This window comes from Salinigranum marinum (genome assembly GCF_024228675.1).
In the GTDB taxonomy this organism is placed as follows: domain Archaea; phylum Halobacteriota; class Halobacteria; order Halobacteriales; family Haloferacaceae; genus Salinigranum; species Salinigranum marinum.
The window spans coordinates 131,557-151,666 of sequence record NZ_CP100462.1 but is presented as its reverse complement, the minus strand read 5'-3'; the positions used below and the strand labels follow the sequence as shown (position 1 = coordinate 151,666).

Below are 20,110 nucleotides of genomic sequence, written 5' to 3'. Positions count from 1 at the left end.
CCGAGCGCTCGGCCCCCGTCGCGTTCGTTTCTCCGTCATCTCCACTTATTTGACCCGTCGCCGTGAGTGGCCACGTATGCAACCGACAGGGTCACGCTGTCTCGTCACCGGGGGTGGCGGGTTCATCGGAAGCCACCTCGTCGACGCGCTCGTCGGGGCGAACGACGTTCGCGTCCTCGACGACTTCTCGTCGGGCACGCGCGACAACCTCCCGGACGACGTCGACGTGGTCGACGGCGACGTCCGGGACGCCGACGCCCTCGAGACGGCGATGGCGGACGTGGACGTCGTCTTCCACGAGGCCGCGATCGTCAGCGTCACCGAGTCGGTCAAGGAGCCGGTCCGGACACACGAGATCAACGCGACTGCGGGGCTAGCGGTGCTCGAAGCGGCCCGTCGAGCGGACGCCCGCGTGGTGTTGGCCTCCAGCGCCGCCGTCTACGGCCACCCCGAGCGCGTCCCGATCAGCGAATTCGACCCGCTCCAGCCCACCTCCCCGTACGGCCTCCAGAAGCTCGCACTGGACCGGTACGCCGCTCAGTACCACGACCTCTACGGACTGGAGACGGTCGCGCTCAGATACTTCAACGCCTACGGCCCCCGGAGCGCCGGCGGCCCGTACGCGGGCGTCATCAGCGTCTTCCTCGACCAGGCCGCCCGGGGCGAGGCGATCACGGTGAACGGCGACGGCACCCAGACACGCGACTTCGTCCACGTCGACGACATCGTGCAGGCGAACCTCCGCGCGGCGACGACCGACGCAGTCGGCGAGGCGTACAACGTCGGCCGCGGCGAGGCGATCACCATCCGCTCGCTGGCCGAAGAGATCCGGACGGCGGTCGGCTCCGACTCCGAGATCGTCCACACCGACCCCCGACCGGGGGACATCGACCACAGCACGGCCGATCTGACGAAGGTACGAGCGAACCTCGGATACGAGCCGACCGTGTCGCTGGCCGACGGCCTCCGCGACCTCGTGCGCCACGGCGACGGTGAGGGCGACGGCGACTGAGCCGCCCGCTACGACCGGCCGTCTCGAGTGACCGCTCCGGCCTCCGTCACCCGGGCGATGAACGACTCGTACTCCGAGAGCACCGCGTCGAGCGAGAAGTCCGCCGCGCGGGTCCCGAGCGCCGCCGCCGGGGTCGGCACGTCCAGGCGTTCCACGATGGCCTCGGCCAGCGCGACGTCGTCGCCGACGGGGACGAGTCGGCCGTACCGGCCGTCGGCGAGGATCTCGCGCGGGCCCGACGGGCAGTCGGTCGAGACGATCGGCGTCTCACACGCCAGCGCCTCCAAGAGCACGGTCGGGAGCCCCTCGTGTTTCGAGGAGAGGACGAACACGGACGCGGCGGCCATGTACGCGTACGCGTTGTCGACGAAGCCGACGAAGGTGACGGCGTTGGCGAGGCCGAGATCGTCGGCGAGCGACTCCAGCTCCGCCCGCTTCGGCCCCACCCCGGCGACGACGAGCCGGATCTCCGGCCGTCGTTCGTGGACGCGTTGGAACGCCCGCAGGAGGGTCGCGTGGTCCTTCGCGGCCGCCAGCCGACCGACGGTGAACACGATGTCGCCGGCCATCGCTTCGGCGGCCGCGCCGGCGAGCGGCTCGGCCGCCGCCGCGCGGATCGCCTTGACGTCGATCGGGTTGTACAACACCGACACCCGCTCGGCGTCGACGTTCGTCCCAGCGACGACGCTGTCGGCGACGCCGCGCGACACGCCGACGACGCGGTCGGCCCGGGGGTAGAGGACGGTCGCCAGCCCCGCCGTGACTCGGTCGCGGAGCCCGGGGCGGACGCCGAACGTGTTGTGCTCCGTGAGGACGAGCCGCGTCTCCACGCCGGCGAGGGCGTGGGTGAGCACGCCGACGACGTTGGCGTTCATCATGGCCGCGAACAGCACGTCCGGGCGCTGCCGCCGGAGGTACCGCCGGAGCGCCGGCACCGCGGCGAGCACGCCGACCCCCGAAATCGGGGGGGTCTCCAGGTCGACGACCCCGACCGCGTCGTCGACGCGGTCCAGCAACGGCCCGACGGCCCGGGCGAGGACGAGATCGACCGCGTAGCCGCGCGCCGCCAGCCCGTTCGCGATGGTGACTGTCACCTGCTGGGCCCCGCCGAGGTTCATCGTCGGGATGAAGAAGGCGAGCCGCGGCAGTGCCCCCGACCGCTCGGCCGTCGCCAATGCACGGGTGCGGTAGTTCGGTGGAGCGCCCGCCGTACCGAACACGCCGGGACCGGCCTCGTCGACGCTCACGACCGCACCACCCGGTGGAGGAACTGCCGTCCTCGCCTGGCCGGTTCGTACGTGTACCGGCCGCCGAGCGCCGTGGCGAGGAACAGGTAGCCATCGAGATCGGTCGGATCGAGCCGGAGCGACCGGACGAGAAAGCGTCGCGCGTCGGCGTAGTGGCCGTGCTGGACGGCCGTGCGACCCATCTTCCCGGCCATCGCCGCCTCGAACCGCCGCTCGGTCGCGGGGCCGTACCGCGCGGCGAGCGGCCGGAACGTCTCGACGAACAGCGGGTAGGTCACGTCGCGCTTGCGGACGTAATTCCGCGTCACGCGGTCGTCGCCGTCAAGGTGGCGGACGACGAGCGGTTCCTCGCACGCCTCGAACGCGTACTCGACCGACAGCCGGACGAACCACTCCCGGTCCTGCCAGCTCGGGTAGCGTTCGTCGGGGTAGCCGACGGTGTCGACGGCCTCGGCGCGGACCATCACGCCGGAGTACTCCGAGATGGACGCCCCCGAGAGCAGCTCCTCGGTCACCCAGCCGCGGAGCGAGTGGACGACCGTGTTGACGACCCGGCCCTCGCGGACGAGGTCGGTGCCGACGTAGACGAGGCCGACGTAGTCGTCACTCGCGGCGAACGTCTCGACCTGTCGGGCGAGCTTCGTCGGCTTCCACTCGTCGTCGTCGTCGAGGAAGGCGAGGTAGTCGCCGGTCGCGGCGCGGATCCCGCGGTTGCGCGTCGCGCTCCCCCCGCGGTTCTCCTCGTTCCGGAGGTAGCAGACGGCGGCGAACCGTCCCGGATCGAGCGAGTCGACGACCGGTTTCAGCGGCGTCGGCGAGCAGTCGTCGACGACGATCAGTTCGACGTTTCGGTACGTCTGTCCGGCGACGCTCTCTACCGCGCGCCGGAGCCCCTCGGGTCGGTCGTACGCCGGCACGACCACGCTTACGAGCGGTGACCTCGCGCCCGCGTTCACTCCCGCCCTCCCCGGCCAGCGAGCGATCGGATGTCGGTCGCTCGCCACCACCCAGCGAACCGCCCGAGGTCGTCTCCGTTCATACCCTCAGAGGGCGCTCAGGTCGGTTAGTTACGAACCGTATACCGGTCGTCGCGGCCGTCCGCTCCGTCGGCCGATCGGCCGGATCCCCACCGGTACTGACGTCCTAACCGTCGGGAGAACCAGCCGTTCGCTCGTGTCGGCGCGTGTGGGTTCCGCGCCGGCGGTGACGCGGGCCGTGACGGCGGCGTGCGTGACGCCGCGGCGGTTTACTTCCCCTCGATGTCGTCGGCGAGCACGATCTCGATGAGCCGGGCGGTCCCCCGTCTGATCCGCCCCCCGACGGCGGTCGGGGAGATGTCGAGCAGTTCGGCGATCTCCTTGTGTGAGGTCCCGCGCGGCTCGTCGAAGTACCCCCGTTCGTACGCCGTCAACAGCGTCGTTCGTTGCGGCTCGGTCAGCGGCTTCCCGTCCAGTGAGATCCCCTCCTGCTGGTACATCTGGGCCAACTCGAAGGAGATGCCCTCCTCGCGGCAGTAGTCCCACAGCTTCGAGATCGCCTCGCGATCGGGCAACTGGAGGCGGATCCGCCAGCCGTGGCCGGTGCTCTTCGCCTCCAGGGTGAACCCGCCGACCTTCGTCGCCTCCGGCGTCAGCAGCTTCGTCTCCGGGGTGTGCTGGAGCCGGTAGATGTTCGTCGTTTCGTCGTCCGCGATCCGTGTCCACTCCTCGACGGTCGGGTCGCTGTCGAACCGTGCTTCGACCGCCTCGAAGTCGTCGTCGGCGTGTTCGACCATGAAGAAGAACATCCCCGTGTCGGGGTCGGTCCCGCTGTTCGGGATGACCTGGATCGACGCCTCGGGGAGGTCCCGGATTGTCGGCCCGAGCGCGAGGGCCGAGTGTTCGATCTCCACGACGGCGATGAGGGTCATCGCTTCTCGTACCGGCGATGGCGCGAGCGTCCGTCCGCCCACACCTCGACTCTCTCGTTCGTGAACGTGTACATGGATAACAGGCGGGATGGGACGGTGTTAAGGGGTTCGGTAGCTGCTAGCAGCCGACCCTGTTCGCGACCCGTGTCGACCGTCTCGGCGGGTTCGTGTGCTCGCGCTCTGACCGCCGGACCCGGACGCCGTGCTCCGGTTCCCCACCAGCTATACCCGTGCTGTCCGTACGGTCCGGTATGCGACTGGCTCACAGTTCGTGGACCGACGCCGACGCCGCAGACACCGAGCTGGCGGTCGTGCCCGTGGGGAGCACCGAACAGCACGGGCCGCACGGACCGCTCGGAACCGACACGCTCACCGCCCGGGCCGTGGCCGACGCCGGCGCGAACCGGTGTGGGCACGAGGTGGTCGTCGCACCGGCGGTCCCCGTCGGCGTCGCCGAGGAACACCGCCAGTTCACCGGCACGCTCTGGGTCACGGAAGCGAACTTCCGCGCGTACGTCCGCGACGTGGTGCACAGCCTGGCACACCACGGTTTCGACCGGGTCGTCCTCGTCAACGGCCACGGCGGGAACATCGACGCCCTCCGCGAGGTCGCCGGCACGATCACTCGCCACGACGACGCGTACGCGGTGCCGTTCACCTGGTTCGACGCGGTCGGCGAGCACGCCTCCGAGATGGGCCACGGCGGCCCGCTGGAGACGTCGCTCCTCCTGGCCACTCACCCCGACCTGGTCGCCACCGATCGCCTCGAAGCCGCCCGCGACGGCGGGAGCGACGGCTGGGGCGAGTGGCTCCACCACACGAACCTCGCGTTCGACTCCGCCGAGTTCACCGACAACGGCACCGTCGGCGACCCGACCGCGGCCAGCGAGGAGTGGGGGGCCGAACTGCTCGACCTCGCGGCGACGGCGCTCGCTGATCTCCTCGGTGTGGTCGCCGACCGTGACACGTCGCGTCCGGCACACAAGTAGGTCGCCCGTTCGCCCGTTTCGACCCGCGCCCGTCCCGCCGTGTCACTGCGTGGCGGAGGCCTCACGGAGCCGCTCGACGACCTCGGCGCGGCTGATGTCGCGTTCGGCCTCGGTGGCGAGTCGCCCCACGACGAGGTCGAGCAGATTGAGCTCCCGGAGCATCTCGACCGCGTCCTCCCGGTCGACGCCGATGTCGCGCTTGATCTCGTAGACGGTGTTCGACCGTTTCACCGTCTCGACGAGCGTCTCGACGGTGACGTCGTTGGGGAGGCCGATGCCGTCCGCGAGGACGACCGGTTCCGAGGCCCCGGCGTCGGTACCGGGTTCGTCCTCGGGTTCACTCCCGTCCGCCGTCGCCGGCCCACCCTCCGGCTCCGGCGTCACCTCCGCCTCCGTCCCCGCGTCGGAGTCGACTCCCCCGTCGCGTTCGGTGTTCTCCCGCTCCTCCGTCCCCCCGTCCTCGTCTCCGTCGGCCGTCGGTCCGCCCGCGTTTCCCTTCGTGTCGTACGAGTTCGGCTGGTGGACGCCGGCGTCGATCATGTAGCGTCTGACCGTCTCGGCCGTCACGTCCATCCCCAGCGTGTCGGCCATCTCGGCGAACGTGCCGCAGGAGTCGTACACCTCCGCGAGGAGTTCGGGATCCCTGAACGGGGGCACCGACCGGTCGCCCCCGCCGCGCTTCCCGTGGCTGTCCGTGTCTGCTCCGCCGTCACGCTCTGCTCCGCTGTCACGCTCTACTCTGCCGTCGCGCCCCCCGAGGCCGTCGTCGCCGTGACGCCCGTTCCCGTCGCCGCGTCCCCCATCAGCACCGTCCCAGTCGTCGGGTTCGCCCGCCGGGACCGGTCGCTCGCCGTCCGCCGGGCCGGCGTCGCTCCGGACGGGGACTGAGACGGAGAGGGCGACGGTGATCGCCCCGTCGTCGACGGCGACGGCGGTGGGCTCGATCGTCACGTCGCGGTCAGTCGTCGGGACGAGCGCGTCCGCCGACTCGAACGCGAGCCGGAGCTGCCCGTCGGCCTCGACGGTCGCCGTGGCGAGCGAAACCGGCTCGGCCCCTCCCTCGGCGTCCGGCTGCGTCGACACGGTCAGTTCGACGTCCGCTGTCACTCCCCTCGCCCCGTCCGCCTCGGCCGGCTCGACGACCCCCACGTTCCGGACCGCCGCCCGGTCGAACTCGTCGAGGACTCGGCCCAACTCCTGGAGTGCGCTCCCGACTGTCATGGCCCGTGTTACTGCGGGTAAACGTCTCTGACCGTCATCAAACTGTATGCTTAATGACGGCTGTTTTTATATACCCCTCCGGAGCCGTCGATCCGGCCGTACACCGTTGCAGTCGCGCGATGTGGCGCGATACACCCACGAAACGTTTTAATCACTCTCCACACAATCTCCGGTGTCATCCAGCCGATCTGCTGGACCCCGAGGGAACCACATCGATGGACCAACCACGCATCGTCACGACCGAATCGAGCTTCGTCGAGGCCGCCCGCGACGCCGACCCGGCCGCGCGCGTCCCCGTCGAAGTCCGCGTCACCGTCACCGACCCGTTCCTCGCCTACCGCCGTGCCCGCACCGGCCCCGGCGCCGACGCCGACGGGAAGCCGTCGCCCACACGCCGCGCCCCGGGCTCGGACGGCGTCTACCTCGAAACCACCGGCGGGCAGTCTGGCTGGGGCTACTTCGCAGTCGACCCGATCAGCCGGCTCCAGGTCGGGGCGACCCTCGAAGCGGTCGGGGACGCCGAGCCGTCGCCCTCGCTCGCGGAGCTGGCGGGACTCCTCGCCGGGGAGACGCTCGTCCGGGGGGACTGTGACGTGCCGTATCCGTGCGGCGCGTTCGGCTGGCTCTCGTACGACGTGGCGCGCGAACTGGAGCGGCTCCCCGAGACGACCGTCGACGACCGCGGGCTTCCCCGCCTCCAGTTGGGCGTCTTCGATCGCGTCGCAGCCTGGGAGGAGCCGCGCGACGGCGAGACGACGCTCCGGGTGACGGCCTGCCCCCGCGTCGGTGACGACCCCGCAGCGGCGTACGACCGGGGTCGCGACCGGGCGCTCGCGCTCGCCCGTGCGGCCACGACCGGCGATCCGGCGGTCGGTGCGCCGCCGGTCCGCGCCGGCACCGCCACGTTCGAAAGCGACTGCTCGCCGGCCGCATTCGCCGACCGGGTCCGCCGCGTCAAGGAGTACATCCGCGACGGCGACACGTTCCAGGCGAACGTCTCCCAGCGGCTGCGCGCCCCGGCCGCGGTCCACCCGGTTGAGGCGTTCGCCGCCCTCCGACGGGTGAACCCCGCCCCGTACTCGGCGCTCGTCGAGTTCCCCGGGGTGGATCTGGTGAGCGCCTCGCCCGAACTCCTCTTGGACGTCGAGGGCGAGGGCGGCCGGCTCCTGACCGAACCCATCGCCGGTACCCGCCCCCGCGGGGCAACGCCCGAAGAGGACGCCGAGTTGGCGGACGAACTCCTGAGCGACGAGAAGGAGCGCGCCGAACACGCCATGCTGGTCGATCTCGAACGGAACGACCTCGGGAAAGTGAGCCAGTACGGCAGCGTCGACGTGCCGGAGTACCGCCGCGTCGACCGTTACTCGGAGGTGATGCATCTCGTCTCGCTCGTCGAGGGTCGGCTCCGGCCCGAGCACGACGTGGCCGACGCCGTCGCCGCCGTCTTCCCGGGCGGCACCATCACCGGAGCCCCCAAACCACGGACGATGGAGATCATCGACGAGGTGGAAGCCACGCGGAGAGGCCCCTACACCGGCTCGATCGCCGCGTTCGGCTTCGACGGACGCGCCACGCTCAACATCGTCATCCGGACGCTCGTCCGCCACCGCGAGGAGTACTTCTTACGGGTGGGCGCGGGGATCGTCCACGACTCGGTGCCGGACCGCGAGTACGCCGAGACCCTCGACAAGGGCCGCGCGCTGGTGACGGCGCTGGACGAGGCGCTCGGTGAACGGACCGACCTCGCCGTCGAGGACGCGGGGGTGGCCGACTGATGTCTCCTCGTATCCTGGTCGTCGACAACTACGACTCGTTCGCGTACAACCTCGTCCAGTACGTCGGCGCGGCCGTCGGTGCCCCCGACGACGGCGACGTGATCGTCCGCCGCAACGACGCGGTCGACGTCGCCGACATCCGGGCGCTGGACCCCGACGGCATCGTCGTCTCGCCCGGTCCCGGCACGCCCGCCGAGGCGGGCGTCTCGATCCCCGTCTTCCGCGACCTGTCGTACCCGACCCTCGGGGTGTGTCTCGGCCACCAGGCGCTCTGTGCGGCCAACGGCGCGCCCGTCGGCCACGCCCCCGACGTGGTCCACGGCAAGCCCTCCACCATCAGACACGACGGTTCCGGGGTGTTCGAGGCACTCCCCGACTCGTTCGAGGCGGGACGCTACCACTCGCTGGCGGTCGAACGCGGCGACCTCCCCGACTGTCTCGTCGAGACGGCCCGCACGGACGACGAGCGCGAGGTCGTCATGGGCGTCCGCCACCGCGACCGCCCCCACGAGGGCGTCCAGTTCCACCCCGAGAGCATCCTCACGGACGTGGGGATGGGGATGGTCGAGACGTTCGTCCGCGACTGCGCCGACGGCTCGTAGCGACTCACGACCCGGTGGCCGTCAGCGTCTACCAGTTCCCCGGTCGTCGCCGTCCGACCGCCGTTCGGCCGCCAGAACGACGTTGTCGAGGAGCGCGGCGACCGTCACCGGTCCGACGCCCCCCGGAACCGGCGTGACGGCCGCTGCTGTCTCCTGCGCGGAATCGTAGTCGACGTCGCCGACGGTCTCCGTCCCCGTCGCTCCACGTCGCCTGTTGGCGCTCACGTCGACGACCACGACCCCCGGCGAGAGCATCGAGCCGTCGACGAGTTCCGGCACGCCGCAGGCGGCCACGACGACGTCCGCCCGGCGGGTCTTCGTGCCGAGATCATTCGTGTGCGAGTGACAGACGGTCACCGTGGCGTTCCCGCCCGCCCGCTGGAACAGCCGGTTCGCCAGCGGCGTTCCGATCGTGGGGGACCGTCCGACGACGACGACGTCACGCCCCGCGGTCTCGAGGTCGTACGCCGCCAACAACCGCCGGACGGCGGCGGTCGTCGCGGGGACGAACCGCGGCTCGCCGGCGACAAGTCGTCCGCGGTTCTCGGGGTGGAAACAGTCGACGTCCTTTCGGGGATCGATCCGCGTCCCGACGCCGACCGCCGGCACCGTCGGGGGGAGCGGCGTCTGGACGAACACGGCGTCCACGCTCGCCGCCTCCGAGAGCCGCTCGACCGCCCGATACAACTCCTCGGCGGCCGCGTCGGGAGCGAGCCGCCGGTCGCGCGTTTCGATGCCCACCTCGTCGCAGGCGGCGTGTTTCAGGTCCATGAACCGCTCGTCGGCCGGGTCGTCGCTCACGAGCACCGTTCCGAGCGTCGGGACCCGCCCGTGCTCGTCACGCAGGCGGGCGAGTCGGTCGCGCACGTCCGCGCGGATCGCCGTGGCGACCGGTTCGCCGTGAAGCGGTTTCGCTGTCACGTCCGGGGTTCGTCCGCCACCGACTTGTAGCTTCAGCCCGGCTCGACGGGTCGGGGAGTCGACCGTTCGATCGGGGCCCGAATCATGTCCCTGCACGTCGTCACGGTCGTCCGGATCCACGTCCCGACGGCTGCTCGTCCAGGGAGCACCGACTCAGTAGCCGAGGTTGCAGGTCCGGTAGACGACGTAGACGACGTCGCCGTCGACGGCCACGCCGATCCCGTGTTTCTGGTCGTTCGCCCGGCTGAGGACGTCGCTCCGTGGGTCGCTCGCGAGCAGCCCGACCACGCGGTCGGCGATCTGCCGGCTGACCTCGTCCGGGAGCGGGCGGCCCGCTTCGGGCACCCCGTCCGGCTGGTCGACGGTGAGCTTCACCGGCACCCGTTGACAGAGGCCCTTTCGATTCGGGAGCGACTCGTTCGCTCCCGGCCGAACGCCGACCGCCGTCGGCTCGGTGAAGTAGTCGATCGTGGCGAGCCGTCGGGCCATCGACTGCGCCTCGATCCGCGTGTTCGTGTCCCGCTGGGCGGGGTCGAGGCCACGGTCGGCACGCTCAGCGTTGACCGCGGTCCAGACGTCGGCACGGAGCTGCGCCTCGGCCGCCGTCGGCTCTTCGTGGTCGATGAGATCGCCGCGCGCGTACTGGACGCCGGCGTACATCGTCCCGAACACGACGAGGAAGATCGTCACGATCGCGAGGAGGCTGAGTTGACCCCGGGCGGACGCCATCGGTCGGGGTTGTTACGCGACGAACAAGTGTCTTGCTCCGTGACACCACGGCCCGCGCCCGGCGGTCCGTCCGTCGCCCCGTGGCCCGACTCTACGACCCGACTCGTTTAATCTGCCATTATCGACCGTTTTAGACGGTGTGACGCACGATACCGCGCGTGACCCTGCCCGGACAGTGACAGACTTATCGGCCTGGACTGCGTAGTCAGATCAACGTGACTCGCCTGAAAATAACCCCTGGTCCGGGCGCTCGGAGCGCGTTCCGGTTGGGGATCGTGGCCGCCGCGGTTCTCGCGCTCGCCTGTGTGGGGCTCCTCTACTGGGCCGGCCACCTCACCCTCGTCCTGACCGGCTTCGTGCTGTTGATCGTCTTCCCCGTCTACCTCGTGTTCGCGGCGTCGGTCCTCAGCGTCTGGCTGGGCTACAACAAAGACAGCTCCGACCTGCGACCGGTGTACCGCGAGAAGAAGAAGAAGACGTCGTAGTCGGCGTCGCGAACAGAGCTATTTCCCTGTGGTCCATCTGCCGACGTAGTGAGACGGCACACCGGCGATCTGCACTTGCTCACCATCGCGACGATCTTCCTCGTCGTCTTCGCCGCCATCTGGGGCGGCGTCCAGCACTCGCGGGGGCAACTCCTCCCCGACGACCGGATCGACGCGGGCGAACAGCGGGTCAGGGACGCGCTCTGGACGCGCCTCGCGGAGTGGCGGGCGGCCGAGGGACTGCAACCGGCCCAGCGCGCCCAGCGGAGCACCCTCGCGGCGCAGACGATCGCCAACGCCTCCATCACCGGGCCGTCGTCGATCGACGGTACCCCGGCTGGGATCGGTTCCGGCCGGTGTTCGCAGCTTCTGGTCCGGCACACGGTCGCCGACCCACGGTGGGCCGACGCCACGCGCGACGGCACGCCCACCCCGGCAGTGGCCGACGCGGTCGCCGGCGAGCTGTTCTCGGCGCTCGTCGCCGCGGACGACACCGGCCTCCTCCGGCGGACCGGGACGTTCTGGACGGCGATCGGGGTCGCCGCGGACGGCGACGAACTGGTCGTCGTGTATCGGTCGTGTACGCAGCGACGGCTCTCCCCGTGAGGCTCGGTCGGGGGCCCCCGATCGGGGGCGCGAGACGGGCGGGGAAGGCGCTGCGACCGTGCCGCGTTACTCGGCCAGCCGCTCGCGGCGCCACGACTCCGTGTCGGGCACCTGGTTGAAGGTGTAGATGTGGACGCCCTGGATCCCGTAGTCGGGGTCGTCGGTGTACGGCGCGAGGCCGTCGATGAGCTTGTCGGGCGTGTACTTGCCGCGCGAGCCGACGAGCTGGCGGACGAAGTCGACCACACCGGTCGTCTTCCGGAGGAAGCCGAGGGAGTCACCGACGCCAACCTTCTGGGAGATGCTCAACAGGCGCTGGTACTTCATGACGCCGGGGATGCCGACCTCGACCGGGAGCTCGATCCCGCGGGCGCGGATCTCCTCGATCCACTCGATGACGGCGTCGGGGTTGTAGCAGATCTGGGTGACGATGTAGTCGGCGTACGGCGCTTTCTTCTCCATCGCCTCCGCCATCGTCTCGTCGTCGACGAAGTGGTGGCCCTCGGGGTAGCCGGTGATGCCGACTCTGTCGAACTCGTAGCCGAGTTCGTCGAGCGCCACCAGGAGGTCGTACGCCGACTCGTACGGCCCCGCCGGCTCCTCGCGTTCGCCGCCGGGGACGAAGATGCTCGTCACGCCCGCGTCGGTGATCCGTCGGGCGATCTCGTCGAGGTGTTCCTCGCCCTCGATGTAGCGGGCGGCGACGTGAGGGACGATCTCGTACCCCTCCGCTGCGGCCTTCTCGGTCCACTCGACGGTCGCGTCGATGCCCAGGCTCGGCGAGGCGGTGATCGCGATCTCCGCGCCGTCCGGCAGGTGGCTCATCTGGTCGCCGAAGCTGTCGAACGGCATCAGCTCGAACTTCGGCTCCGCCAGCAGTCGCTGTACTCCCGCTGTCGTCCGCTTCGAAGGTGATGTGAGTGACATGATTGGGTAAAGACCGCCCGGGTGCCGCCGTGCCGTCGGCCAGTATGTGATGTTAACAGGTCCGGCCTAAAGACGATGGCGTCCAGCTACCTGCGGTTTTTATAACCTCGGTCGGACGGCCCGCCGGGACCGTTCGCCGACTACTCGTCGGCTTCCTCGCGGGCGTTGAGCTTCGCCTGCTCGCGGGCGCTCGGGTTCACCGACTCCTTGAACGGCACCTTCGCCGTGGTGGCGAACACCGGCTCGCCGGGCTCCTCGGCGTACTCATCGGGAAGGTGAACCCCGAACTCCAGATCGAGTTCGACGTCGTAGATCTCGTCGTTCAGGGGGACGTCCGTCTCGGCCTCCAGCATCTCGGCCGGGACGAAGCCCATCCCGATGTTCGTTTCGAGTTCAGGGTTCCACCACGGCGACGTGAGGTAGCCGCACTCCTCGCCGGTCTCGGGGTCGGAGATGAGGTAGAAGTCGTTGGCGTAGTCCCGGATCGGCTCGCCGGCCATCTTCAGGCCGACCAGCTTCAGGTTGAACGGGTACTCGCCACCTTCGATCAGTTCCTTCTGGCGCTCGAGTTCCTCCTTGCCGATGTAGTCCGCCTCCTTGTCGTCGGGCACCTGGTAGCCGAGGTTGACCTGGAACGGCGAGGTCTCGTGGTCGAGGTCCTGGCCCCAGGACATGATGCCGGCGGCGATCCGGCGGTGGTGACCGGGCGCGATCTGCATCCCGCCGTGCTCGACGACGGAGTCGTGGACCGGGTCCCAGACGCGCTCGGCGTACTTCGAGGCGTCCTTGACGTAGACCTCGTAGCCCTTCTCGCCGGAGAAGCCGGTCTGGCTGATCAGCACGTCGACGCCGTCGATCTCGGCGTCCATCAGGCCGTAGTAGGGGATGTCCGAGACCTCGTCGCCGACGACGTCGACCATGACGTCCTCCGCGAGCGGGCCCTGGATCTGCATCGGCGCGACGTCGATCTCGTCGATCTCGACGTCGAAGTCCATGCCGACGTTGACGCCCTGGAGCCACTGCATCAGCGTGGAGTCGGAGATAGAGAACCAGAACTCGTCTTCCTCGGGACGCAGGAGCACCGGGTCGTTCAGGACGCCGCCGTCCTCGTTACAGAGGATGACATACTTGCCGTGCATCGGCTCGATCTGCGTCGCGTCGCGGGTGATGACGTAGTTCGTGAGCGCCTCGGCGTCGGGGCCCTTCACACGGATCTGGCGCTCGACGGCTACGTCCCAGATGGTGACGCTGTTCGTCAGCGCCTCGTACTCGGCCATCGCTCCGCCGTCCTCTGGTTCGACGAGTCCCCGCGGGTGGTAGAGTCGGTTGTAGACTGTACAGCGCCAGGCGCCGTTCTCGTTGAACGACTTGTGGAAGAACGGCGACTTGCGGACGCGCGTCGAGACGAGCATCTCGATCCCCGGGTCCCCCGACTGTCGGAGGTTCCGGGGTACGACCCGGTCCGACTGGTCGACGCTCGGGTAGTTCGGATGCTCCTGCTCGGACACTTGCCCTTCGTTCTGTGACATCGATTTGGAACAAACATCCCACTATAAATAATGGTGGACCTCAGGTAGTCCGCAGTTATAAATGGGGGTCGCTCTAGCGTGAATATCGCCTGCCCTCGCGCGGCACCCGAGCGCCCCGCCCCGCGCGAGGGCGACGCCGTCCCCACACAACCGCCACTCGCATAAACGTCACAGGCAGGCGAGCATCGCAATTCATAACGCTCCGTCCGATGACTGGAGAGTGAACCCGATATGACGACACACACGCTGACAGACTCGGTCGTAGGCGGTGGCGAGCGGTGACGCACGTCCTCGACGGCAACGCGGTCGGCGACCGGATCAGGGCGGAACTCCGCGGGAGCATCGAGACGCTCGCCGACGCGGGCGTGACGCCGGGGCTCGCCACGGTGTTGATGAGCGACGACCCCGCGAGCGAGACGTACGTCTCGATGAAGGGCCGCGCCTGCGAGGACCTCGGCATCGAGAGCGTCCATCAGGAAATCGACCCCGACGCGCCAGCCGACGAGCTGTTCGACGCGGTCGAGACGTTGAACGGCCGCGACGACGTCCACGGCATCCTCGTGCAGATGCCCGTCCCCGACCACGTCGACTCCCGCGCGATCCTGCGGAGCATCGACCCCGTCAAGGACGTCGACGGCTTCCACCCCGAGAACGTCGGGCGACTCGTCGCTGGCGACGCCCGGTTCAAACCCTGCACGCCTCACGGCGTCCAGAAGCTCCTGGAGGCGGCCGAGGTCGATCCCGAGGGGAAGGACGCGGTCGTCGTCGGCCGCTCCGACATCGTCGGCAAACCGATGGCGAACCTGCTCATCCAGAAAGCGCCGGGCGGCAACGCGACGACGACCGTCTGTCACTCCCGGACGCAGGACCTCGCCGAGAAGACCCGGGCGGCCGACATCGTCATCGCCGCGACGGGCTATCCCGGCCTCGTGGACGGCTCGATGATCAAGGAGGGGGCGACCGTCATCGATGTCGGCGTCAACCGCGTGGACGCCGACAACGAGAAGGGGTACGAACTGGTCGGTGACGTCGACTTCGACTCCGCGAAGGAGAAGGCGGGCGTCATCACGCCCGTCCCCGGCGGCGTCGGCCCCATGACGATCACCATGCTGCTGTACAACACGGTCAAGGCCGCGAGCATCCAGGAGTCGGTCCCGGTCGAGTTGCCCTGACGCCGGGCGCTCGCTCGACCTCCGCGACCGGTCGCGGCTCCGGTCCGACGCGTCAGTCGAGATAGCCCAGTTCGCGGAGGTTCTCGCGGAGTTCGCGGTCGAGTTCGGCCTCTTCCAGCGCGGCGCGCGCCCCGTCGTGTCGGTCTTCGATCAACACGAGCAGTTGGAGCGCCGTCCGGAGCTTGAACCGCAGTTCTGGGTCGGTCGTCTCCTCTAAGACGCTCTCGAGCATCCTACCGACGGTCTCGACGTGGTTCTCGGACATCACTTCGTCCGTGCGTCCCGGCCCGACATAAAAGGGCCAGCCATCGTCCGCCCCACTGGAACGGCCGACGGGGGGCGGCGGATGGCTCCAGATCTCCGGAGCCGCCGGAGCCGCCGGAGCCGCCGTTCAGAACAGCCCGGAGATGGTGCCGTCGTCGTCGATGTCCATGTTGGCCGCCGCCGGCTCCTTCGGGAGGCCGGGGAGCGTCAGCACGTCACCGGTGAGCGCGACGAGGAAGCCCGCGCCGGCCGACGGGTACACCTCCTTGACCTCGAGCGTCCAGTCCTCGGGCGCGCCCTTGAGGCTCGGGTCGTCGCTGAGCGAGTGGAACGTCTTCGACATGCAGACGGGCACGTCGTCGAATCCCAGCCCGGTGAGGCGCTCGATGTCGTCCTCGGCGTCGCCGTGGTACGTCACGCCGTCCGCGCCGTAGATCTCGGTCGCGACCGTCTCGATCTTCTCCTTGATCGAGCCCTCGAGGTCGTACAGGTGCTCGAACTCCGAGTCGGACTCGGCGGCGTCGACGAGCTGTTCGGCGAGGTCGAGCCCGCCCTCGCCGCCGTGGCGGAAGAGGTTCGACTCGGCGACGCGAACCCCCAGCTCGTTCTCGCAGTGGTCGACGACGGCCTCGATCTCGGCGTCGGTGTCCCCGGGGAAGCGGTTGACCGCGACGACGACCGGGACGCCGAACTTCTGGAGGTTCCGGACGTGTTTGTCGAGGTTCTCGAACCCTCGCTCGACGGCGTCGACGTCCTCGGCTTCGAGTTCGTCGAGATCCGGCGGCCACATGTCCTGGCCGTGGTATTTCAGCGCCCTGACGCTCGACACGAGCGTGACCGCGTCGGGCGACATCTCGCCGAACCGGCAGACGATGTTCATGAACTTCTCCGCGCCGAGGTCGGAGCCGAAGCCGGCCTCGGTGACGAGATACTCCGAGAGGTGGCTGGCGACGTCGTCGGCGATGAGCGAGTTGGTGCCGTGGGCGATGTTGGCGAACGGACCGCCGTGGACGAACGCGGGGGTCCCCTCGATGGTCTGGACGACGTTCGGCTTCAGCGCCTCCCTGAGGAGGATGGTCACCGCGCCCGTCGCGTCAATGTCGTCGACCGTGATCGGGTCGCCCGCCTCGTCGTAGGCGACGATGATCCGGGCGACGCGCTCTTTCAGGTCCGCGAGGCTGTCGGCGAGACACAGGACGGCCATCAGCTCCGACGCGGCCGTGAGGATGAAGCCGTCCTCGCGCGGGACGCCGGTGACGTCGCCGCCGAGACCGATCACGGTCTCGCGGAGGACGCGGTCGTTCATGTCGATGGCGCGGGGCCACTCGACCCAGTTGACCGCCACGTCGAGTTCGTTGCCCTGTTTGATGTGGTTGTCCAGCATCGTCGAGATCAGGTTGTGCGCCGAGGTGAGCGCGTGGAGGTCACCGGTGAAGTGGAGGTTGATGTCCTCCATCGGCAGCACCTGCGAGTACCCCCCACCGGCGGCCCCGCCCTTGACGCCGAACACCGGCCCGAGCGACGGCTCGCGGACGGCGATGAGCGCGTCCTTCCCCAGCTGGTTGAACGCCTGCCCCAGCCCGACGGTCGTCACCGTCTTGCCCTCGCCCATCGGTGTGGGCGTCATCCCGGTGACGAGCACGAGCTTCCCGTTGGCCTCCTTCTCCTGTTTGATCCGCTCGATCGCCTCGAGCTTCACCTTGGCTTTGTGCTCGCCGAACAGTTCGAGGTCCTCACGTTCGAGGCCGAACGGCTCGACGACGTCGCCGATGTGTCGCTTCTCGACGGACTGTGCGATCTCGTAATCGGTCGGTACTGACGGCTCACCCTCGTCTTCGACTGTCATCTCGGACCGGAGTTTCGGTGACGCCGGTATCAATGTTAGCACACTCCTCTGATTCCGGATACGACGTGGTTTCCGTGGGTCGGGCCGGAACCGCCGTCTCGTGGGCCAAATCGGCGTCTCCGCGGGCTGCGGCTCGGAGACCCCTCGCCCGACCGTCCGTTCGCTCCGCGCGCTGAACCACATCGTATCAGATACGTATTGTGTTGTGGAGTTGTCCCGAGCGCCTCCCGTCCCGGCGCGGCCCGTTCGCCCCGGCGTCGACCCCGCACGTGGACGGCACGGCGGTCGCGTGCTCGCCGCCCCGGGGTGTGCCGAGGCGGGCCGACGCCGGGCGGAGTTTTATTTGTGGTCACCCGAACACCGCTTGGCATGGAGTATCACGAGGCGGTGAACAGGCTGGAACGGCTCCGCCGACTCCGGCCCAAACTGGGCACGGAGACGACCGCCTCCCTGCTGTCGGAGGTGGGGAACCCACACGAGCAGTTGACCGCCGTCCAGGTGGCCGGCTCGAACGGCAAGGGAAGCACGGCACGGTTGCTCGAACGCGTGTTGCGGGAGGCGGGGCTCGACGTCGGACTCTACACCTCGCCCGACCTGAACGACCTCCGCGAGCGCGTGCAGGTGCGGGGACAGAAGATCCCCAAGCGGGAGGTCGTCCGGTTCGTCGAGGAGACCTGGCCGTCGATCGTCGACCGCTCGGTCGACGGCGACGCGCCCACGTTCTTCGAGGCGTTCACGGCGCTGGCGCTGTGGCACTTCGCGCGCGAGGAGGTCGACGTCGCCGTCCTCGAGGTGGGGATCGGCGGGCGCTACGACGCGACGAGCGTCGTCGACCCGATCGCCGCGGCCGTCACGAGCGTCAGCCTCGAACACACCGACATCCTGGGGTCGACCGTCGAGGAGATCGCGAGCGACAAGGCCCACGTCGCGCCCGCCGACGCGCCGCTGGTCACCGGCGCGACCGGCGCGGCGCTGGAGACGATCCGCGAGCGGACCGACGTCGTGACCGTCGGCATCGACGACGAGGCGGCCCCAGAGACGGACGCGCCGGCCGACCGCCGGGGCGGGGAGCGACCCGACGTCCGGGTCCGAGAGACGGAGATGGTCTCGATCGCGGAGTCGTCCGTCTCGCTGGCCGGCCCGGACTGGGCGGTCCAGACCACGACGCCGCTGCTCGGCACACACCAGGCGCTCAACGCAGGCGTCGCCGCCACCCTCGCGCGGCAGGTCGGGGCGACGCTCGACGTCGGGGTGACGGAGCGAGCGATCGCGGCCGGCGTCCGGAACGTCCACTGGCCCGGCCGGTTCGAGGTGCTGTCGCGGGAGCCGCTGGTGGTGCTCGACGGGGCTCACAACCCCGACGCCTGCGAGAAGCTCGCGACGGTGCTCGACCGCTACGACTACGACGAGCTCCACCTCGTCTTCGGCGCGATGCGCGACAAGGACCACGTCGCCATGTGCCGGTCGCTTCCGGCCGCCGACCGGGCGGTGCTCGCCGAACCGGCCGTCGGCCGCGCACAGTCCGCGGAGACGCTGGCGGCCGTGTTCGACCGCGAGACCGCGGCGCGAACCGACCAGTGCGAGTCGGTGCTGGCCGCCGTAGACGAGGCGCTCCGGACCGCGAACCCGACGGACTGCGTGCTCGTGACGGGCTCGCTGTACACGGTCTCGGAGGCCCGTGACCGCTGGACGCGGACGCCGACGCCCGTTCGGACCCCTTCGACCGAACGCGCCCGGTCGGTCCTCTCGCGCGCCGACGTCCCCGCGCGTCCGCGCCGCGAGTGCGCCGACCGGCTGGTCCACCGGACGATCAGGCTCCGCGTCCGGCGCGCGGAGGCGGCCGAACTGAACGAGACGATGCGCTCGGCGGGCGGGTGGTGTGCGGTCTCGGGCATCACGACCGCGGACGAACACGTCGCGGTCGTCGTGAGCGGCACGCGCGAGCAGTTCCGCGACCTGGTCCGCCGCCTCCGCCGACGGTCGGGGGCGAGCCGACACCTCGCGGGGCAGCTGAACCGAGCGCTCGGCGTCGGCAGCGGGGAGCCCTCCGCGTATCCCTGGAACGACGGCACGGCCGTGATGGGCATCCTCAACGTCACGCCGGACTCCTTCCACGACGGCGGCGAGTACGACGCGGTCGACGCGGCCGTCGCGCGGGCCGAGGAGATGGCCGCCGCGGGTGCGGCGATCGTCGACGTCGGCGGCGAGTCGACACGGCCGGGTGCCGACCCGGTCTCGGTGGCGGAGGAGACCGAGCGCGTCCGCCCGGTGATCGAACGCCTGGACGATCTCGACGCGATGGTCTCGGTCGACACGCGGAAGCCGGCGGTCGCCGACGCGGCGCTCGCCGCCGGCGCGGACATGGTGAATGACGTCACCGGGCTCGCGGACGCGGCGATGCGTCGCGTCGTCGCCGACCACGGGGTGCCGGCGGTGGTGATGCACAGCCTCTCGGCCCCGGTCGACCCCGACCGCGGCTACGACTACGACGACGTCGTCGACGACGTGTTGGAGACGCTCACCGAGCGCGTGCTTTTGGCCGAGCGGGCGGGCATCGACCGCTCCGACCTCCTCGTCGACCCCGGCCTGGGTTTCGGAAAGCGCGCCCCCGAGAGCTTCGAACTCCTGGACCGACTCGACGAGTTCCGGGCGCTCGGGACACCCGTCATGCTCGGACACTCGCACAAGTCGATGTTCGAACACGTCGGCTGCGGCCCTGATGCCCGACTCGCGCCGACGGTGGCCGCGACGGCGCTGGCGGCCGAACGCGGCGTCGACGTCGTCCGCGTCCACGACGTTCCGGAGAACGTCGCCGCCGTCGCCACCGCCGAACAGACGACGCGGACGGGGCCGGAGTAACCCGCTCCGTCTCGGTG

18 protein-coding genes are annotated in these 20,110 nt (G+C 69.8%); 8 read left to right on the top strand and 10 right to left on the bottom strand.

Annotated elements, in window-relative coordinates:
• The first annotated feature begins 76 nt into the window (after window positions 1–76).
• Entirely contained in the window at window positions 77–1,012 is a 936-nt protein-coding gene (locus NKJ07_RS20820) for an NAD-dependent epimerase/dehydratase family protein (protein WP_318570835.1), read from the top strand.
• Window positions 1,013–1,020: 8 nt separating this feature from the next.
• Here the strand turns inward: NKJ07_RS20820 and NKJ07_RS20815 are convergent, their stop codons facing one another.
• From NKJ07_RS20815 to NKJ07_RS20805, 3 genes are all read right to left on the bottom strand, one after another.
• Window positions 1,021–2,259, bottom strand: a complete 1,239-nt coding sequence (locus tag NKJ07_RS20815) for a glycosyltransferase (protein ID WP_318570834.1) — start codon at window positions 2,257–2,259, stop codon at window positions 1,021–1,023.
• Window positions 2,256–3,215 carry a glycosyltransferase family 2 protein gene (locus tag NKJ07_RS20810; RefSeq protein ID WP_318570833.1) on the bottom strand — a complete coding sequence of 320 codons (960 nt, stop codon included), beginning with the start codon at window positions 3,213–3,215 and terminating at the stop codon, window positions 2,256–2,258. The genes NKJ07_RS20815 and NKJ07_RS20810 overlap by 4 nt, the downstream gene beginning before the upstream one ends.
• A 290-nt stretch (window positions 3,216–3,505) precedes the next feature.
• A complete protein-coding gene (locus NKJ07_RS20805) occupies window positions 3,506–4,168 on the bottom strand; it encodes a helix-turn-helix domain-containing protein (protein ID WP_318570832.1) in 663 nt (220 codons plus the stop codon).
• A 251-nt stretch (window positions 4,169–4,419) separates the two neighbouring features.
• On the opposite strand from NKJ07_RS20805, the gene NKJ07_RS20800 reads away from it, so the two are divergent.
• Entirely contained in the window at window positions 4,420–5,157 is a 738-nt protein-coding gene (locus NKJ07_RS20800) for a creatininase family protein (RefSeq protein ID WP_318570831.1), read from the top strand.
• Between the two features lie 42 nt (window positions 5,158–5,199).
• On the opposite strand, the gene NKJ07_RS20795 is transcribed toward NKJ07_RS20800, so the two are convergent.
• The gene (locus NKJ07_RS20795; protein ID WP_318570830.1) at window positions 5,200–6,378 is read right to left on the bottom strand and encodes a DUF8073 domain-containing protein; all 1,179 of its coding nucleotides are present in this window, start codon (window positions 6,376–6,378) and stop codon (window positions 5,200–5,202) included.
• Between the two features lie 215 nt (window positions 6,379–6,593).
• Here NKJ07_RS20795 and pabB point away from each other — a divergent pair, with 215 nt between their 5' ends.
• Together pabB and NKJ07_RS20785 are read left to right on the top strand one after the other, a co-directional pair.
• Complete coding sequence (pabB, locus tag NKJ07_RS20790) at window positions 6,594–8,153, top strand: aminodeoxychorismate synthase, component I (protein WP_318570829.1); 1,560 nt, start codon at window positions 6,594–6,596, stop codon at window positions 8,151–8,153.
• Complete coding sequence (locus NKJ07_RS20785) at window positions 8,153–8,755, top strand: anthranilate synthase component II (protein ID WP_318570828.1); 603 nt, start codon at window positions 8,153–8,155, stop codon at window positions 8,753–8,755. The genes pabB and NKJ07_RS20785 overlap by 1 nt, the downstream gene beginning before the upstream one ends.
• Before the next feature lie 21 nt (window positions 8,756–8,776).
• Here NKJ07_RS20785 and NKJ07_RS20780 read toward each other — a convergent pair whose 3' ends face one another.
• Window positions 8,777–9,676 carry a bifunctional 5,10-methylenetetrahydrofolate dehydrogenase/5,10-methenyltetrahydrofolate cyclohydrolase gene (locus NKJ07_RS20780; protein ID WP_318570827.1) on the bottom strand — a complete coding sequence of 300 codons (900 nt, stop codon included), beginning with the start codon at window positions 9,674–9,676 and terminating at the stop codon, window positions 8,777–8,779.
• A gap of 153 nt (window positions 9,677–9,829) precedes the next feature.
• Window positions 9,830–10,405 carry a spore germination YkwD domain-containing protein gene (locus NKJ07_RS20775; protein WP_318570826.1) on the bottom strand — a complete coding sequence of 192 codons (576 nt, stop codon included), beginning with the start codon at window positions 10,403–10,405 and terminating at the stop codon, window positions 9,830–9,832.
• A gap of 215 nt (window positions 10,406–10,620) precedes the next feature.
• Between NKJ07_RS20775 and NKJ07_RS20770 the strand changes: the two genes are divergently transcribed.
• Together NKJ07_RS20770 and NKJ07_RS20765 are read left to right on the top strand one after the other, a co-directional pair.
• Window positions 10,621–10,890 carry a hypothetical protein gene (locus tag NKJ07_RS20770; protein WP_318570825.1) on the top strand — a complete coding sequence of 90 codons (270 nt, stop codon included), beginning with the start codon at window positions 10,621–10,623 and terminating at the stop codon, window positions 10,888–10,890.
• Window positions 10,891–10,938: 48 nt separating this feature from the next.
• Window positions 10,939–11,496, top strand: coding sequence for a hypothetical protein (locus NKJ07_RS20765; protein ID WP_318570824.1), 558 nt, complete (start codon window positions 10,939–10,941; stop codon window positions 11,494–11,496).
• Window positions 11,497–11,562: 66 nt separating this feature from the next.
• Here the strand turns inward: NKJ07_RS20765 and NKJ07_RS20760 are convergent, their stop codons facing one another.
• Window positions 11,563–12,423, bottom strand: coding sequence for a methylenetetrahydrofolate reductase (locus tag NKJ07_RS20760; protein ID WP_318570823.1), 861 nt, complete (start codon window positions 12,421–12,423; stop codon window positions 11,563–11,565).
• 140 nt (window positions 12,424–12,563) lie between these two features.
• On the bottom strand, window positions 12,564–13,952 hold the full coding sequence (locus tag NKJ07_RS20755; RefSeq protein ID WP_318570822.1) for a glycine cleavage T C-terminal barrel domain-containing protein: 1,389 nt from the start codon (window positions 13,950–13,952) through the stop codon (window positions 12,564–12,566).
• A gap of 278 nt (window positions 13,953–14,230) precedes the next feature.
• Here NKJ07_RS20755 and NKJ07_RS20750 point away from each other — a divergent pair, with 278 nt between their 5' ends.
• On the top strand, window positions 14,231–15,124 hold the full coding sequence (locus tag NKJ07_RS20750) for a bifunctional methylenetetrahydrofolate dehydrogenase/methenyltetrahydrofolate cyclohydrolase (RefSeq protein ID WP_318570821.1): 894 nt from the start codon (window positions 14,231–14,233) through the stop codon (window positions 15,122–15,124).
• Window positions 15,125–15,176: 52 nt separating this feature from the next.
• Here NKJ07_RS20750 and NKJ07_RS20745 read toward each other — a convergent pair whose 3' ends face one another.
• Window positions 15,177–15,389 (bottom strand): hypothetical protein, encoded by a 213-nt coding sequence (locus tag NKJ07_RS20745; RefSeq protein ID WP_318570820.1) that lies wholly within the window; start codon window positions 15,387–15,389, stop codon window positions 15,177–15,179.
• Between the two features lie 126 nt (window positions 15,390–15,515).
• Window positions 15,516–17,234 carry a formate--tetrahydrofolate ligase gene (locus NKJ07_RS20740; RefSeq protein WP_318570819.1) on the bottom strand — a complete coding sequence of 573 codons (1,719 nt, stop codon included), beginning with the start codon at window positions 17,232–17,234 and terminating at the stop codon, window positions 15,516–15,518.
• A gap of 369 nt (window positions 17,235–17,603) precedes the next feature.
• Here NKJ07_RS20740 and folP point away from each other — a divergent pair, with 369 nt between their 5' ends.
• Window positions 17,604–20,093, top strand: coding sequence for a dihydropteroate synthase (gene folP / locus NKJ07_RS20735; RefSeq protein ID WP_318570818.1), 2,490 nt, complete (start codon window positions 17,604–17,606; stop codon window positions 20,091–20,093).
• The last annotated feature ends 17 nt before the right edge of the window (window positions 20,094–20,110 follow it).